Raw genomic sequence first — 16725 nt, 5'->3', positions numbered from 1 at the left:
GACCACCGAGCTCATCGCCCTCGCCACCGCCAAGAACACACCCACGAGGAGAGCCTCTCTCACGCGGGCACTTCTCGATGAGTCAACGAATCAGACTTCGCGGGCATCTTGACATGAGGCAACAGGGATACTTTGCGACATTAGATCTAAAAATCTATGCCGTCCGCCGGACGGAGGCGCCTCAGGTTACGGAACCGCCGATTGCAGTGAGTCGAGGGCAGCAAAGGCCAGTGACGCCAGCAGTTCAGGGAGGTGCGGGGGCCGCGCTGTCCGGTGCGGACGCGTGATATCGGAGGTGATGAGCCCGTGCATCGCACGCACTGTCGCCGCGAGGTCCTCGCGAGGGTGACCCGGGTAGCACGCGTCGAGGCAGTCGATCCACCGGTCGGTGTACTGGCGCTGTCGCCGCAGATGATTACGGCGGTGTACGTCTGACAGGGCACGCTGTTCCCGCGCCCAGATGCCGGCAAGTTGGTGCATGCTCAGTGAGAACTCGATGTGGGCGTAGACGAGACGGTGCAGCTCGTCCCGCGGATCCGCCAGAGGCTGGCCAATGCGAACGAGAAGTGCGTCGGTAGCGCGGTCGAACAGGACCGAAAGGATCTCGTCCTTGCTGGTGAAGTGCCGGTAGATCGCGGACCCGGTAATGCCTGACTCCTTGGCGATTGCGTCCACACCGACGCCGTCGAAGCTTCGTTCGGAAAATAGCTTCGTAGCAGCATCGAGGATCTGCTCTTCCCGTGTCATCGGACCAGTCTATGAGAACGATCGGTCACAGAGTGCGACGGCCCGCTATGGAACTGCGGCGAGTTGAAAAAAGAAGATTGTGGTCGCTTTGTGCGTCGTTGATGCACCGTTGCCTCATGTCAAGATGCTTGCGAAGTCTGATTCGTTGATGCGATAGAGGAGCGGCGGGCCGGCCCCTTCACCGCATCAACGCGGATGCTTGACTGAGAAATGTGATCGAAACTACTTTGAGGCGAAGTGTTTCAATATTGATTCTCGTCGTTCTCGCATGGCGACACGTTCCCGCCCCGTCTCGACCCGCACGGATTCGGGCTTTCGGTAATTGTTGTCACAGTATCCACTTTATTGGGCGCAGAAGAGGGATCACCTGAGTAGCTAGATAGAGGCGAATCCGTTTCACCGAGCTGGTTCCGGTTTACCGATCTGTTCCGGCGGAACGGTTCTACACCGTCGTTGTCTGCGGGCGCAGCAGCTCAGCCAGTCGGTCGGAAGCCCCGATTGTGTTCATTCCGGCCCTTCGCGACGAACAGAACAAGTTGAACGCGAGACTCGACCGCACGTAGGCGGGTTGTGTTGCTGGCCCTGGCCCAAACGGCGAACACCGACATGCCGATCGCGGTTGAGCGGGGATTTGCCGGTGCTCTTGGGGGAGCGGCGGGGCGCCTTCTCACGCGTTCGTGGTGAACCGGTCCGTCCAGGTATGGACCGATTCGTCGGTGGCACCGTGAGCTCGCAGCCACGCGTGCACGCCGCCCGGCTGGGTGTCCCACTGAGCCAGAACACCCTTGATGGCGTCCGGGACGGCGCCTCGGAGATCGCGATCGTTGGGATGGGGCCGACCGAGTTCGGGAGCGAAGCGAGTGATGCGGGCCAGGACGGCCGGCATGTGCTCGTTGGTCGTCAGGTAATCGGTGACGATATGGTCAGGGGCAACGCCGGCCGTGCGCAGCAACAGGGCCACCGCGACACCGGTGCGGTCCTTGCCCGCAGCACAGTGCAGCAGCACCGGGCCCGGCGAAGTGGCTGCGACCTGCAGGACCTCTACCAGTCGCTCCCCAGCGTTGCTCAGAATTCCCTGATAAATGTCCGTGAGCCGGGCACCCTGGTTCGGTGCGATGACCTCGGCGTCGGACAGCAGGGAGATCTGGTGCACGGCAGTGTCGTCCGACTGCAGCGGGTGGGCGCGGGCGGCGAACTCTCGGGGACTGCGGAGGTCGATGACGGTGCGGGCCGGCCAGTGGTCGACCGTGGTGGGGCGGGTGTCACCAGGCGCGGGCAAAGCGCTGCGGTAGAGCACTCCGGGCCGGGTCACACGCCCGTCAGCGGCGGGGAGTCCGCCGAGGTCGCGGAGGTTGGGGAGAATCTCGATGTCGGTGACGGTCATATGAGTTTCTTTCTGAGGTAAGAGGCGGCGCGGTCGAGCGCAACCACGACCACCAGGACGACTATGACGATGGTGAGGACGTTGCCGTATTCGAAGAGCCGGAGTTGCTGGGTGAGTTCCATGCCGATGCCGCCTGCGCCGACGATGCCGAGGAGCGACGCAGCGCGCACGTTCCCGTCGAGTACGAGCAGGGTGTAGCTGGCGATCGTCGGCACGGACTGCGGCAGCAGGACCCAGCTGATGCGCTGAGTGCGGGTGGCACCTGCCGCGGCGGCCGCTTCCCACGCGCGCATGTCCATGGTTTCAAAGATGTCGGCGAACAGCCGGGCCATCCCCGCGGCGGATCCGATGATGATCGCCAGGGTGCCCGCGAGTGGGCCCAACCCGACCGCGGAAACGAACAGCAGCGCCCACATCAGTTCCGGGACGGCCCGCGTGACGTTGATCGAGGCCCGCGCCGCGTGATGAAGCCACGCCTGACCGAACACCGACCGCGCCGCGAGCAGCGCCCACGGGAGCGCGAGGAGGACACCGACCGCGGTACCGATGACCGCGATAGCGAGAGTTTCACCCATCAGAGAAACAGCGGTGGGGAGAATGGCGAGGTCGGGAGGGAACATACGGCCGACGAAGTCCGCGATATTGGGTAGTCCGTCGAGAAGCGCATCCAGGGCAAACTCGGCGGTCTGTGCCGACCACAGGATGACAGCCACCACGACAATCACTCCGGTGCCGGTCTGCCAAGAGGGCCGGCGCAGCGCCGCGAGATCGATGGTCGAGGGCGTCTTCTCGGAGGGTTTTGCGTCCAGTGTCATCACTGCACTCCTGCGAGAGTGTGAGCCGGATCGGCGTACAGGAGATCGAGATCGGCGTCGGAGATGGTCTCGGTCGACCGATCGAATACGAGTCGTCCCGCCCGCAAGCCCACGAGCCGGTCCGCGACGCGGCGTGCCAACTCGACGTCATGCAGATTCAGTACCGCGGTGAGGCCCTCGTCGCGGGCGAGCCGCACGATGTCGTCGACGACCCCGCGCGCGAGGACGGGATCGAGGTTGGCGACCGGCTCGTCGGCCAGCAACATATCCGGCTGCTGCGCCAGCGCCCGAGCGATCGCCACCCGCTGACGCTGCCCGCCCGACAGCGCGTCCGCCCGCTTGCGGAGTTGCTCCGCGAGGCCAAGCTGGCGGACGGACTCGACGGCGATCTCTCGGTCACTGCGCCGGACGAAATGCACCAGGCTCGGCAGCAGCGACTGGTACGCGAGTCGCCCGATCAGCGCGTTCGACAGCACCGTCGCCCGCTCGACGAGCTGGAACTCCTGGAACACCAACCCCACCCGCGCGTGCGCGCGACGCTTGGCGCGCCCACGCAGCCTGCTGCGGTCGACCCCGTCGTGCAACACCCGACCCGACGTCGGACTCTCCAGGCCCGCGAGGCAACGCATGAGCGTCGACTTCCCGGCGCCACTACGACCCAGCACCGCGACGATCTCCCCCGGCGCCACCCGCACCGACACCTCGTGCAACGCTGCGGTGCCGTCGGGATAGCGGTAGCTCACCGCGTCGGCTTCCACCCGCGGCACACCCTTCGACGACATCATTTGCGCGACAACTCCTCGAGATCCACACCGAGTTCGGTTGCGGCGTCGCGGAAGATCGCGAAATCGCTGTCCTGCGCCTTCGCGAAGCTGGTTGCCCCGACCACGCCGAGTGCCGCCGCGCTGTCACCGCTGACGAACGCATCCACGATGCCCCGCCCCACTGCGGGGTCGAGGTCCTTACGGGCGATGATCACCAGGGAGACGGGGATCGGATCGGATTCGGCGACGATCGACTGTGCGGCGCTGTCGATCACGCCCTTGTCCACCATCGTCTGATACGACGACCGCGCGTCGGCGGCGCAATCGACCGAGCCCTGTTTGACGGCGAGTTCGGCGGTGTCGTGACCGCCGGCGTAGCTGCCCTCGATGTCGGTCTCCGGGTTGATCCCGGCGCGCTTGAGCAACAGCTTGGGAATGTAGTTGCCGCTGGTCGATCCGGCGTCGACGAACGCGATCTTGCGTCCCCGGAGATCGTCGATCGAGTCGATGCCGTTGCCGGTGCGGCACACGAACACCGAACTGTAAGCGGCGCCCTTGGCCACCACGAGCGGCTGGACACCGGCGACGGCCTCGGCGAGGGGCGTCGGAAACGGGCTGAATGCGGCGACATCGATGAGACTGGATCGCATGGCCTCGACGATCGACAGGTAGTCGCTCGTCGGCTTCACCTCCACCGCCTTACCTGTTCCGGCGGCGATCAGCGAGGTGACCGGTTCAAACTTTGCCTGCAGGTTCGCGTTGGCCTCCGCGGGCGGCAGCCCCACCTTCAGCACGTCGGGCGCGCCGTCCTCGGCGGAGGAGTTACCGCACGCGGCGGCGCCGCACAGGGTCACCGCGCAGGCGGCGGCTAGGGTGCGGCGCAGTGTCGGGTTGATGCTCACGGGCGGGCCTTTCCGAGATGTATCCGAAGTTGATGTCCGAATATTCATCTAGACAAGTAGCGTAAACCATCCCTCGCGATGTCCGGCAAGTGAATGCGTCTTGAACAGGAACAATGCCGCCAGCACACGACGGCGCGCTGTTGCGATAGTCCTCTAGACTTAACGCATGCCGAGCAAAACGTCCGCAGCCCGGGTGCCGCTCTACCGCCAGGTGCAGGACGTCCTGTTACAGCGACTCGACAGTGGAGCGCTGCAACCGGGCGACCGGCTGCCGCCCGAGACCGACCTGGCCGCTGAACTCCGGGTTAACCGGCTCACGGTGCGGCAGGCGATCGGCGAACTGACCCGGGCCGGCCGGCTTGTCGCACGGCAGGGGTCGGGCACGTTCGTCGCCCGACCGCCCCGGCATTTTCCGATCGAGCTCGCTGCCAGCTACATCAACGACGCCGACGGTCTCAGCGAGGCCTTCCGGTCCGTGGGCCGCACGCTCAGTGAGTCGCTCGTCGCAAGCGAGATCGTGCTCGGCGGCAGCGCACCTCAGGCCGAGGAGTATCTGCCCGGATGCCGGTTACGGCGCCTCGACACGGTGCTCGAGGTCGACGGCGAGCCGTGGTTCGCGAATTCCGTGTGGATGGACGACCGCCGGTTCGCCGGAATCGATCGGCACCTCGGCGACGGCGTCCCGCTGTACACGGTCTGGCGCGACGTCTACGGGGTGCGATTGAAGGCCGCGTGGCGTTCGTTCGCAGCAGGAGCCGCGTCGCCGCGGGTGGCAGACATGCTCGGAGTCCCGCCGGGCGCCCCGGTTCTCCTACGCGACGGCCTGAATCTCGACGAGGACGACACGCCTACGGTGTACATCAGTCGGTCATGCCGCAGCGACCGCGTGAGATTCGTCGCGAGCTATTAGAGGGTGTTTGAGAACTCGTGATCGCGGGCGTGTGTCCCGCTGAGAATCGAAGAAAGCGGGCTCCTGGTTGGGTCGGTGAGTACCAAAGGCCCCGACCGCACCGGGAGCCCACATGACATCATCGCCGATTCCCCCATGCCCGTCGTGCCCACCCCACGCGGCGGGCGGGCACGGTTGCGCGGTGTACTCGTCGTCGGTCACCGACGCAGAGTCGAGGACCCTCGAACCGCTGTTGCCCGCGCCCGGCAGCACGGCAGGCCGCGGCGGCAGACCCGAGAAGCATTGCCGCCGTCTGATAGTGGACGCCATCTTGTACATCGTCCGCGGTGGTATGGCGTGGCGGCAACTGCCGGTGGAGTTCCCGCCATCCGGGACGGTGTACGCGGTCTTCGCCCGCTGGTCCCACAGCGGCGCGTGGCAGCACATCGTCGACGCGCTGCGCGACCGCCTGCGGGTACGGGACGGGCGGGACCGGTGCCCGACCGCGGCGATCATCGGCTCGCAGACGGTGCCGGACGCCGACACCGTGCCCCGATCGAGCCGCGGCTGGGATGGCGGCAAGAGAACGAACGGCGTCAAACGGCACATTGCGGTGGATGTGAACGGCCTGCTGCTCGCCGTCGTCGTCACCGTTGCCTCGATCCAGGATCGCGACGCCGCGCACCGACTGCTGGCCGCGCTGCGCGGCAGGTTCTCCACCGTCCGGCTGGCCTGGGCCGACGGCGGTCACCACGCACGATTGCCCGCCTGGGCGAAAGACGTTCTCGCCCTAGCTATGCAGATCATCAAACGCATTCCCGGCAGCACGGGTTTCCACGTCCGACCCCGCGTTTGGGTGGTCGAGAGAAGCTTCGCGTGGATCAACAAGCACGGCCGCTGCGTGCGAGACTACGAAACCAGACCCGACCACCGCGAGGCCATGGTTCACATCGCGACGATCGCGACCATGACGAGGCGGCTCGCCCGAACCTGAAGGTTTTCAAACGCACTCTAACAAGGTACTGATATGAGATATATTGTCTTATTAATCACGTCCGGGTGTGGGAGCGGCTGCGCGCATCGCTTCAGATGAAACAGGAGTTCACATGGGATACCCGATTCCTTCCGGAACCCAGTTCATGGGTCCGTGCAAGCCGATGCGGTTCGAGGCGACGGTCGAGGAGTGCATCGTCACCGAAGGGCAGGTTCCGCGTGACCTTGCTGGCGGGTTCTACCGAACCAGCCCTACGTAGAAGCGCCCATTTGCAGACAATCGGGCGAATGCGCTGCTCGCGATGGACGGGATGGTCCAGGGCATCACGTTCGAGAACGGGCGATCCGACTTCCGAAATCGCTGGATCCGCACCCCCAAGTACAACCTGGAACACCCTCGACCGCCGCTCGCTTGCACTCATCTGGCTGCACGAGCAGCGCTCGTTGTCGTCGGCGCACCGCGGCGCCTTCCTCCGGCGGCGTGAGCGCTACCTGAAACGGTGGGTCGACGTCCTCGGGCGGCTCCACCCCGAGGCACCACGGGTGGCACTCGTGGCAGCAATGAACGCCGCGCAGTCCGGGTTGATGTCCGTCGCGCTTGTCCCGAAGCCGGAGCGCCCGGACGTGGTCCGCGACACGGTCCGGTCCCAGGTGCTCACAGCGCTCGAGGCGCTCTCCCGCATACCCGCTACCGTCTGAAACCATTCTATTTTGGAGATATCTAATGAACAATGCCGTCATTGTCAGTGCCGTCCGGACTCCGATCGGTACCTCGTTCAAGGGTTCTTTGCAGAGTGTGCGCGCCGAAGAACTCGCGCGGACCGTGCTCGTGGCGGCGATCGAACGGTCGGGCTTCCGGCCGGACGAGATCGACGACGTCGTCCTCGCGGAGTCTCTCTACGGGGGTGGCGATCTCGCACGTCATGCCGCCGTCGCAGCGGGGATGGTCCGTGTCCCGGGCATGGCGCTCAATCGCCACTGTGCAAGTGGCCTGAGTGCGGTCGGTGTCGCGGCTGCGTCGGTGTTGGCCGGAGGTGCCGACGTGGTGGTTGCCGGGGGTGTCCAGTCCACCTCGACGGCGCCCGAGTTGGTGTGGCGAGATGCCGTCGGCGACGAGTTTCGAGGGATGCCGCCCACATTCCCCCACACCGCCGAGGCCGACGACGACGTCACTCTGACGGTCGGCTTCAACGTCGCCGAGAAGTTCGCGATCTCCCGTGAGGCGATGGACATCTGGGCGGTGCGTTCCCATCAGCGAGCGGTGGCCGCCATCGAGGCAGGCGTCTTTGTCGACGAGTTGGTTGCGGTGTCGTTGCCCGACGGTGGTTCCTTCCAGGTGGACGAGCATCCGCGGCGTACGACGTCGGAGGCGAAGCTCGCCTCGCTTCCGCCACTGCACCCTGAGATCGGAGGGTTCTCGATCACTGCAGGAAACGCTTCGGGTATCAACGACGGTGCCGCTGCCCTCGTCGTGACCCGTCCGGAAGTGGCTGCGGCGCAGGGTGTGACGGTGATGGCAGAGATCCTCGGTTGGTCGGCTGTCGGTGTCGATCCGCGGTGGACCGGCACGGCTGCGATCGACGCCGCGGTGCGCGTGCTCGAACGTACTGGTCTCGCCGTCGACGACGTTGATCTCTGGGAAGTGAACGAGGCCTTCGCCTCAGTTCCGGTCGCTGTGTGTCGTGAGCTCGGTCTCGACGAGAGCCGGGTCAACGTTCACGGCAGCGGGTGCAGTCTCGGACACCCTGTCGCAGCGTCCGGAACACGGATGACCACTACCCTCGTCCACGAGTTGCGCCGCCGGGGTGGGGGTATCGGTGTCGCGACAATGTGCGCCGGCGGTGGCCAGGGCGGGGCTGTTGCGATCAGGGTCCCCGCTCCATGAGCTTACCTGCACGGAGAGGGTTGTACGCACAGAGTCGCGAGGTGGGCGGGCCTTGACGGATTCATTAAGGCCAGTAGTCGTTCCCAGCGAGCCAGTCAAGGTCAGGAGTTGAAGTAATGGGAAGAGTAGAAGGACGAGTCGCCATCGTTACCGGTGCGACGTCGGTCGTTCCGGGCGGCTTGAACATAGGTGGCGCCGCCGCCACGCAGCTTGCAGCAGAGGGTGCTCGGGTCGTTCTGGCCGACATAAACATCGATGGCGCAGAACGGCTCGCCACAAATCTCAATGAGCGGCACGGTGATCGAACGGCACTAGCAGTTGAGGTGGACCTCCGTCATGAGGGCCAGATCGAGCGCCTCGTCGCCCGCACAGTGGAGTACTTCGGCGAGCCCAATATCGTCATCAACAATGCGGGAATCTTCCCAGGGGATGACGGTGACGTTGCGACGATGACAATCGAGGCATGGGACAACGTGATGGCTGTGAACGTGCGTGCACCGATGCTACTGACAAAACACACCCTGCCCTTCCTCCGTCGCAAAGGTGGTGCGATAGTGAACACCGCCTCAACCCATGCATTCGCTGGTGATAACAGCCTGACCGGCTACGGGGCGACTAAGGCCGCGCTCATCGCACTCACCAAGTACACCGCAACCCAGTATGGCGGTGAAGGCGTGCGCTGTAACGCCATCTGTCCGGGAACGACCACGACACCACCGGCGCTGGCCTTGCCGCAAGAGATCAAGGACATCTACCGCCGTCATACCATGAGTCCTGAGCTCAACGGACCCACCGAGCTGGGTAACGTCTTTCTCTTCCTGTGTTCGGACGATTCGCGTGGAATCAACGGCGAGACGATCCGTGTCGATGGCGGTCTACTAGCTCATCAGCCCTTCGTCCCAGACATGCGTGCTTTGGGTGCTCGGACCGTCTCAGAACAGTAGCCGATGTCTGAACCTCCTCCGCATGTCCGAAGACCTCGGAGCGTGGGTTTGAAGTGACGATTTGGGCTCAAGGCGGTGTGTGGGCGGGGTCAGTGCCGCGGCCCTCGGTGTCGACGTGGGCCGGCTGCCCGGCGGGTGAACCGTCCTGGAAGAGGTCAAGGCTCCTGATCTAGCAAGGAGAATGTTGGTCATGCCTGCACCGAAGAAGTACGACGCCGAGACCCAGGAGCGAGCCGTACGGCTGTATCGGGACCGAATCCGCGAGCGCGGGGGCCTAAGCCTCAATCCGTGTGTGTCACGAACGTTGAAAGGAGCTTGATGTAGGAAGAGCTTCCAGAAACGGTGCTGCGTAAGAGATGAGGGTGTATGGCCCCTCGGAGCCGTCCTGCGGGGGAGGGCTTCAAGCCGCCCACTGCTGCGTTGGCTGAAGACCGTCGTGGTGAGCGATGTGGGAAAAGGCGCACGAGATGCGTCAGGCAGGGATCGGGAAGACGAGCGTTACAGCCGATGAAATGTCGTAACAGGTTCGGATGACATCAAAACCGGGGTATACGGATAGCCCCGGGAGGAGTCTGGCGGGAGTCCCGCTTACTGGCCAGGCGGTGTCCGGCATACAGGCGACGTGAGCCCGATCTGCCGCTCTTGCGTGGAACGTGAGAAGGCGTGGCCCGATACTGCCCATCCCCAAGGTTCAGGGATGGGTGAGAGGGAGTGTTCCGAGCGGCTGAAACCGTGAGGGATCGAGTACCGATGCGGGTCCGCGCCGGCGGACTGGCCCGTAGTAGCTGTGAAACCGCTGCTTGACGCGGTGGCGGTGGAGCCAAGGGGCCAGGTCATTAGTGGTTTGTTCACTCGATCAACCGGCATGTTCCGGGAGGAGTCGCATGGGCGAGCTGACATCGCCAGGCAAGTCATTCGAGATTTCGAAGTGGGAAGTGCGCGAGGCGTGGGAGAAGGTGAGAACGAACAAGGGTGCGCCGGGAGTGGACGGGTGCTCGATCGAGGAGTTCGAGAAGGACCTGAAGAACAATCTCTATCAGGTCTGGAATCGGATGTCCTCGGGGAGTTACTTTCCGCCTCCGGTGTTGGCGGTGGAGATACCGAAGCCGCACGACGCGGGAATCCGAATTCTAGGGGTGCCCACTGTGGCCGATCGCGTCGCTCAAACGGTGGTGGCCAGGCGGTTGGAGGCGAGGGTCGAACCGATCTTCCATCCCGACTCCTACGGCTACCGCCCGGGCCGGTCGGCGCTCGATGCGGTGGGAGCGTGTCGGAAACGGTGCTGGAAGAGCAACTGGGTCATCGACCTCGATATCGAGAAGTTCTTCGACACCGTGCCTTGGGAGTTCATCGTCAAAGCGGTGGAAGCGAACACCGACCAACCGTGGGTTCTGCTGTATGTGAAGCGGTGGCTCCAAGCGCCGCTGCAGCGGGCCGACGGGGTCTTGCAACAACGAGACCGGGGGACCCCGCAGGGTTCTGCGGTTTCGCCTGTACTGGCTAATCTGTTCCTGCACTATGCGTTCGATGCGTGGATGGCCCGGGAGTTCCCGGGTATCGCGTTCGAACGCTATGTCGACGATGCGGTGGTGCATTGCGCCAGCGAGCATCAAGCGAAGCGGGTGCTGGCCGCGATCGGCGACAGGATGGGACAGGTCGGGTTGCGTCTGCATCCCGACAAGACACGGATCGTCTACTGCCAGGACGGCACGCGGCGCGGCTCGTATGAGCACACGTCGTTCACGTTCCTGGGGTTCACGTTCCGCCAGCGCAGGGCGCGGAACAAGCACGGGCAGCACTTCAGCGCGTTCTTGCCCGCGATCAGCAAGGACGCTGTGAAGAAGATCGGTGCGGCGGTGCGGTCCTGGCGGCTGCACACCCGCACCGGTCACGCCTTCGCCGACCTCGCGCAACGCATCAATCCGATAGTGCGGGGATGGATGCAGTACTACGGGGCGTTTCACCGCTCTGCCCTGTATCAAGTCCTCTCACGCATCAACGCCTACTTGGTGCGGTGGATCCGCAAGAAATATCGTCGGCTGCGGGCTGAGAAGAAAGCCATCGAGTGCTGGCAGGGGATCACCGCACGGTATCCCCGCATGTTCGCGCACTGGAAATGGGTTCCATCCGTCTCGTCTGTCTGGTGACCAGAATGACAAGAGCCCGGTGACGGGAGACTGTCACGCCGGGATCTGTGGGAGCCCGGGGGTGCGATTCCCCCGGGCCACCCGACGGATCCTTGATCTCGGCAATTATCTCTGGTGATGTCGACGGGCGACGCTGATGGGGCGTGGTTGATCTGCTGACCTCCTTATCAGCTCATCCACGTTAGGTGTTTGGGGTCGGGGCTGGTGCCGGGTTGTCGGGGTCAGGCAGTGTGTGGCCTTTCGCAGCGATGATGTTGTCCCAGAGGGTCTTCCAGTCTGTTTGCCGCGGCCAGTGAGCCGGAAGGTGAAGCACAGGTTTGCGTGCAGGCCGGGGGAACTGGGCGGGGACGTTGACCAGGTGCCGGCGCAGGGTAACTCCGCGGGCGAGGGCGTGGAGGCCGGCGGCGAGGGTGCCGGCGGAGCCGTGCTCACCGAACAAGGCATCAGCATCGCCCCGTCCACCTAATGGGTGAGTCGGCTTGTCCCGACACGGAAGAGGCAACCGGCAGGAGATCACTGCCCGTCCACGGATCCGGGTGCAGAATAGCCGGTGAGCTGCCGGCAGGTGATCACTGCATGTGATGACACTGAACGCACCGGAGATCTCGAATGTAGACGGTGACCCTGCCGGTCTGCCGCGAGGTGTATGTGTGAAGGGTTGGTGAGATACCGCGCCACAGAGCGCTGTCCACTAGGTTGCCGCACGTGCCTCAAGCTCAACGGAAGGCCACCGGCACAAGGAGGATGTATGGGCATCATCTGCGGGATCGACTGGGCCGAGGCGCATCACGATGTGTCTTTGGTCGACACGAATGGTGAGAGAATTGCACGCACCCGAATCAACACCGACGCAGACGGAATCACTGATCTCCTGGCACTGACAGCGGAACACTGCGACAGCGCCGAGGACATTTCGATTGCCATCGAAACCGAGCTTGTCGCCCTCGCCGACACCGGGTTCGGCCGATCCAGCGCCTGGAGCCTCCGGCTTCTCGTCCATGCAGAACACCGGCGCCCGCTCCGCGGATCAGGTCGAGGCCCACGACGTCGTCGACCTTGTCGACGAAAGGCGGATCTGTCGACAGCTGGACCCCTCGACGCGATGCGGTTGCAACCCGAAGGCCCGCCATATCCGCGAGACCGTTGACTGCGACTGGCCCATCTCCTGTGTCATCGACCGTGTCAAGTCAGTGGGTCGCGTCTTTAGAGTCTCGAGCGTCCGGGTCACCACCTCGGCGTCTTGATTCTCGGCCACCGACCGCGGTGCTCACCCGACCGGGCTGGCATGTGAACAACGGGAATTCTCTCGAGGTCCTCCGCTGGTATTCGGCGTATGGAGGATACGCGGCAACCGCCGCGCGCCATACTGATTCTCGCTTGTATCCGCTGGTCAGGCTTGCACTGGCCGAGATGATCTCGTCCTGGTCTTGGATCTGGACGATTGAGTTGGTCAGGACGTTGTCAACCCAGAGGGGGTTGCGCTCTTGGCCCGCAAATGAAGCAACGAGAATGTACTGTCCTTCGAGGACGACCTTCATCAGCGGAAGCTTCCGGAGCAATCCAGATCTTCTGCCGATGTGCGTGAGAATGATGCATTGGAATCCTCGTCGCTCATATCCATCTGCCCCATCGCTGGACTCGTAGCGAGCTACATGATCGCGCACGGACTCGATTGGGCTCGCAGAGTATTCACTAGCCATCGAGTGACCTCACAAAGTCAGTGTTCGGTCGGCCGACCCCGGGAAATTTCAACGTGGACTAGTTTCGACTCCGTCGAACTATGATGTCGGATGTCTCGCGGTCCCATGTCGCAGGGGTCAATCCCTCCTGTCGCAGCGTGTTCTTGGTGATCTTCCCGGTCGGAGTCTTGGGTAGCGTGTTCCGGAACTCGATGAAGCGAGGAACCGCGAAATACGGTACCTCGTTCAGCGACCATAGGCAGAGGTCCCGCTCCGTCATGGCGGAATTGGACTCCAGAACGGCGGTGACCTTCAGGCAGTCCTCGGAGATTCCATCCGAGATCGCATGCACCACAACCTCACTGATTTCCGAATGCTTCATGAAGGACCGTTCGATCTCGAAGCTCGAGATGTTCTCGCCACGGCTTCGAAGATAGTCCTTCTTGCGGTCAACGAAATACAGGAAGTCACCTTCCTTTTTGCCGAGGTCTCCCGAGTGCATCCAAAGGTTTCGCCACAGTTTTAGTGTCTCCTCCGGTCTGCGCCAGTATCCGTCGAACATCACGTGCGGTTTGCGGGGCCGGTAGGCGATCTCGCCGATCTCGCCGTCGGACACAATGTTGTCGTCCTCGTCGAGAATGACAACATCAAAGGCGTCGGTATCGATTTGGCCGCAAGAACCAGCCGGCGGCTCCCGCGTTCCTGCATAGGTCGTGCTCAGTCGGGCCCCTTCGGACTGGCCGTACGACTGCGCGATGAAGATCTGTACCCCGAACCATTTCTTCCACACCTGGACCACCTCTGGAGTCGCATAGCCAGTTACTGCTCTGATCTGGCCTACACATCGTTGCATCTCGGGGGTGTCGGCGGCCTGGGCTACCAGCGGCAGAATGGAGGAGAGCAGGCGGACATTTGCCGCTCCGGACTGAGAGATTTCGCTCCAGAATCCGGACAGCGAGAACTTCTTCGCAATAGCAATGCAGGTCTGAGCAAGTAGCGCGCTCACCAAGGTGTCTACCGCGGAGATGTGGAAGAGGGGAAGGCATGTGTACATGACTTCGCCTGGCAAAGGGGGAACCGATTGATTCGTCTGTTGGCCCTGGTGGCAGATGTAATTGTGACTGACCATACATCCTTTCGACGGACCGGTCGTACCCGATGTGTAGATGAGTAGCGAAAGGTCGCCGGGAGCGGCCGTGATAGGTATTGGCGACGTGTCGGCGCCGCGATAGCGGTCGAGTAAATCTATAGGTATGTCGCCGACACTGCTATCGGAGTATTCTCCCCGGCACAGAATCCTTTGCAGGTACGGAAGGTTGCCCGCTACCCGTGCGACGTTCGGAAGATACTGGTCATCGCAAACGAGGATGGTGGAGTTGGAGTCACTGAGTTGGTGCTCCAGGAAGTCGCCGCGATAGGCGGTGTTCAGCGGGACCCAGATCGCACCGAGTTTGTTGATGGCGAACCAACTGACTACCTGGTCGATGCCGTTGTCCAGGAGAGTGGCGACAGTCTGGCCGCGGTTGACCCCCAGGTCTGCCAGTGAGTGGGCGAACCGTGTCGAGAGTTCGTCGACCTCCCGAAAGGAGTACTGAATCGACTCGAAGCTCAGAAACGGTGTATCGGGCGCCCGATCGAGCGCGCGTGCCAGCGCGTGTAGGACCGTATCGGTTCGGACCTGTGGCGTGCTGTCCGCGACAACGGTGTGCATACGCGAAACTCCTTGCGAGTGAGGTTTGCCCGCACACTGTGGCGGGGGGTGAAACGGCTTCGATCAAAGCCAGGTCTGTCATGGTGAGGGAGCATTGATAGTCGTCGGGAACTGAACAATTCCGATCGATGAATGCCGCGTCTGCTGTTAAAGGAATCTAACCATTTGTCAACGGTCACAATAAGTATCATCTTGATGGATCACCCGGTGCGCGGCCTCGACCTGCTCGGTTAGGGAGGGCTGGAGGGGTTCGTGCACATGGGGACATCCTTCCGGCGGGGGCGCTGCTACCGCTATCTCGATATGCATTAAAAGGCCAGAGTAGCGAGCGAAGAAACCCTCAAGCACTCTTGTTGGTCACGGATGCGGGTTGCGTAGTTATGCCGATGCTCGGCAGTGCTGCGTTCTCGCTTCGGCGACTCAGCACGCTGAGCGCCGCGACCGCCAGGGCACAGATCGCAATAGGCACGAGGATGAGCAGGAAGATCGACCTGGCCTGGAACTGCATCGCCAGTAACACGCCACCAATCGAGGGTCCGATAACCGATCCGAGCCGGCCGAAGCCGTATGCCCATCCCACACCTGTAGATCGGACGTGCGCAGGATACAGCGTTGCGGTTATCGAGTTGATGCAGATCCCTGTGCCGATCGTGCATGCACCCACGATAAAGAGGGCGGTGAACATCAGGACGTTGGAGAATCCCGTGACCATCGCGGTCGTTGCGACTGCGGCGGCTCCCACGGCGAAACTGACACCGATCACCGCGAACCGGGAGGCGACACGGTCGATAGTTCGCCCGAGTGCCACACCTCCGAGCATGCCTCCCAGGGTGCACACCGACGTCGCGATCAGGGCCGTAGTACGGCCGACACCAGCCTCGGTCAGGACCGAAGGCAGCCAACTGAAGAGGAAGAAGGTTGTCATGAACTGTGCGGCATAGAGGATCCACAGGACGATTGTTATTCCGCCTCGATGGTCAGCAAACAGTGTCCGAACGCTGGTGTTCCGATGGGCATCGGTGCCTGCCCCGACGATGAACCTCGTCTCGGGATCCGAAATCGTGCTCCCGGAGATCCTGTTGACGAATGCAGTCGCCTCGCTGTGACGGCCGCGGGTGACCAGGTACTGGACGCTCTCTGGCAGCCACTTGAGAGCCACCAACATGGCCAAGATCGGTAGGAGTCCGCCGGCGACAAACACTGAACGCCAACCGAACGTGGGAATGAGAAATCCAGCCGCGAAGCCTCCGACGAAGCCACCGGCGGCAAGGCCGCTGCCGACCACGGTCACGATCGTTGCCCGCATGCGGCGTGGCGCCATTTCCGACCCGTAGGCGATCAGCGTGGCAGGGACCGCGCCGAGCCCCAGTCCGGCAAGGAACCGAAGGGCGGCCAGCATTTCCACGCTGGTCGATGCGGCTGCTAACAGGGTGAACACCGCGAATATTGCCGAACCGGCAAGGATGATCGGACGTCGGCCAAATCGGTCTGCGAAGGGCGTGATGAGCATCGATCCGACGATGGTGCCGATGAGCCCGGCCACTGTTGCAGGAGTCAAACTCGCTGCGCTGCGCCCCCATTCTTGAGAGATCGCAGGGATGACGAATCCGATGACCAGGGCGTCGAAACCGTCGATGACGGCGAAAGCCAGGCAGATTGCGAGCGACTTTCGCTGCACCGAGGACAGCGGCGAGTCGTCGATGAGCTTTTGTGCATCCACGGTGGGCGAGGGGTCACGCATAGTCATGCATCCTTCGGTCTGAGGAGAGCTGCCAATGAGGCAACGGGAGGTGCTTTCGAGGGAACCATCGATTGCAAGCGGCGCCGGTCGACGCGCTTCGGCCTCGAAGCTTTGTTGCATTCGG

Annotated in this window: 15 protein-coding genes and 1 pseudogene; 7 read left to right on the top strand and 9 right to left on the bottom strand. The window is 63.1% G+C overall.

What is annotated here, in order from left to right:
- Positions 1-186: 186 nt before the first annotated feature.
- From QM693_RS31450 to QM693_RS31430, 5 genes are all read right to left on the bottom strand, one after another.
- Positions 187-747: a TetR/AcrR family transcriptional regulator gene (locus QM693_RS31450; protein WP_283354283.1), complete on the bottom strand. Its 561-nt coding sequence runs from the start codon at positions 745-747 to the stop codon at positions 187-189.
- A gap of 667 nt (positions 748-1414) precedes the next feature.
- Positions 1415-2131: a tyrosine-protein phosphatase gene (locus QM693_RS31445; RefSeq protein ID WP_283354282.1), complete on the bottom strand. Its 717-nt coding sequence runs from the start codon at positions 2129-2131 to the stop codon at positions 1415-1417.
- Positions 2128-2946: a phosphonate ABC transporter, permease protein PhnE gene (gene phnE / locus QM693_RS31440; protein WP_283354281.1), complete on the bottom strand. Its 819-nt coding sequence runs from the start codon at positions 2944-2946 to the stop codon at positions 2128-2130. Before phnE ends, QM693_RS31445 begins: the two co-directional genes overlap by 4 nt.
- Complete coding sequence (gene phnC, locus QM693_RS31435) at positions 2946-3731, bottom strand: phosphonate ABC transporter ATP-binding protein (protein WP_283354280.1); 786 nt, start codon at positions 3729-3731, stop codon at positions 2946-2948. The genes phnE and phnC overlap by 1 nt, the downstream gene beginning before the upstream one ends.
- On the bottom strand, positions 3728-4612 hold the full coding sequence (locus QM693_RS31430; RefSeq protein ID WP_283354279.1) for a phosphate/phosphite/phosphonate ABC transporter substrate-binding protein: 885 nt from the start codon (positions 4610-4612) through the stop codon (positions 3728-3730). The genes phnC and QM693_RS31430 overlap by 4 nt, the downstream gene beginning before the upstream one ends.
- A 166-nt stretch (positions 4613-4778) precedes the next feature.
- Here QM693_RS31430 and QM693_RS31425 point away from each other — a divergent pair, with 166 nt between their 5' ends.
- The 6 genes from QM693_RS31425 to ltrA all read left to right on the top strand — a co-directional run bounded on the left by QM693_RS31425 (position 4779) and on the right by ltrA (position 11470).
- On the top strand, positions 4779-5522 hold the full coding sequence (locus tag QM693_RS31425; RefSeq protein WP_283354278.1) for a GntR family transcriptional regulator: 744 nt from the start codon (positions 4779-4781) through the stop codon (positions 5520-5522).
- A 112-nt stretch (positions 5523-5634) separates the two neighbouring features.
- Positions 5635-6495: an IS5 family transposase gene (locus QM693_RS31420; protein WP_283354277.1), complete on the top strand. Its 861-nt coding sequence runs from the start codon at positions 5635-5637 to the stop codon at positions 6493-6495.
- 443 nt (positions 6496-6938) lie between these two features.
- Positions 6939-7193 carry a hypothetical protein gene (locus QM693_RS31415; RefSeq protein WP_283354276.1) on the top strand — a complete coding sequence of 85 codons (255 nt, stop codon included), beginning with the start codon at positions 6939-6941 and terminating at the stop codon, positions 7191-7193.
- Positions 7194-7218: 25 nt separating this feature from the next.
- A complete protein-coding gene (locus tag QM693_RS31410) occupies positions 7219-8379 on the top strand; it encodes a thiolase family protein (RefSeq protein ID WP_283354275.1) in 1161 nt (386 codons plus the stop codon).
- A gap of 116 nt (positions 8380-8495) precedes the next feature.
- Positions 8496-9323 (top strand): SDR family NAD(P)-dependent oxidoreductase, encoded by an 828-nt coding sequence (locus QM693_RS31405; RefSeq protein WP_283354274.1) that lies wholly within the window; start codon positions 8496-8498, stop codon positions 9321-9323.
- A gap of 884 nt (positions 9324-10207) precedes the next feature.
- Positions 10208-11470 (top strand): group II intron reverse transcriptase/maturase, encoded by a 1263-nt coding sequence (ltrA, locus tag QM693_RS31400; protein ID WP_095869457.1) that lies wholly within the window; start codon positions 10208-10210, stop codon positions 11468-11470.
- Positions 11471-11651: 181 nt separating this feature from the next.
- Here ltrA and QM693_RS31395 read toward each other — a convergent pair.
- A pseudogene (locus QM693_RS31395) lies at positions 11652-11891 on the bottom strand (hypothetical protein); the annotation flags it as partial.
- A 225-nt stretch (positions 11892-12116) separates the two neighbouring features.
- Here QM693_RS31395 and QM693_RS37955 point away from each other — a divergent pair.
- Positions 12117-12617: an IS110 family transposase gene (locus tag QM693_RS37955; RefSeq protein ID WP_502942687.1), complete on the top strand. Its 501-nt coding sequence runs from the start codon at positions 12117-12119 to the stop codon at positions 12615-12617.
- Positions 12618-12657: 40 nt separating this feature from the next.
- On the opposite strand, the gene QM693_RS37950 is transcribed toward QM693_RS37955, so the two are convergent.
- The 3 genes from QM693_RS37950 to QM693_RS31375 form a co-directional block, all read right to left on the bottom strand.
- The gene (locus QM693_RS37950; protein ID WP_502942686.1) at positions 12658-13170 is read right to left on the bottom strand and encodes a nitroreductase/quinone reductase family protein; all 513 of its coding nucleotides are present in this window, start codon (positions 13168-13170) and stop codon (positions 12658-12660) included.
- A 58-nt stretch (positions 13171-13228) separates the two neighbouring features.
- Complete coding sequence (locus QM693_RS31380; protein ID WP_283354273.1) at positions 13229-14860, bottom strand: AMP-binding protein; 1632 nt, start codon at positions 14858-14860, stop codon at positions 13229-13231.
- Between the two features lie 340 nt (positions 14861-15200).
- Positions 15201-16607: an MFS transporter gene (locus QM693_RS31375; protein ID WP_283354272.1), complete on the bottom strand. Its 1407-nt coding sequence runs from the start codon at positions 16605-16607 to the stop codon at positions 15201-15203.
- Between the last annotated feature and the right edge of the window lie 118 nt (positions 16608-16725).

Source organism: Rhodococcus sp. IEGM 1305 (assembly GCF_030058635.1).
In the GTDB taxonomy this organism is placed as follows: domain Bacteria; phylum Actinomycetota; class Actinomycetes; order Mycobacteriales; family Mycobacteriaceae; genus Rhodococcus_F; species Rhodococcus_F opacus_D.
Note: the sequence above shows the minus strand (reverse complement) of the source record. Positions and strands in the feature narration are given on the sequence as shown.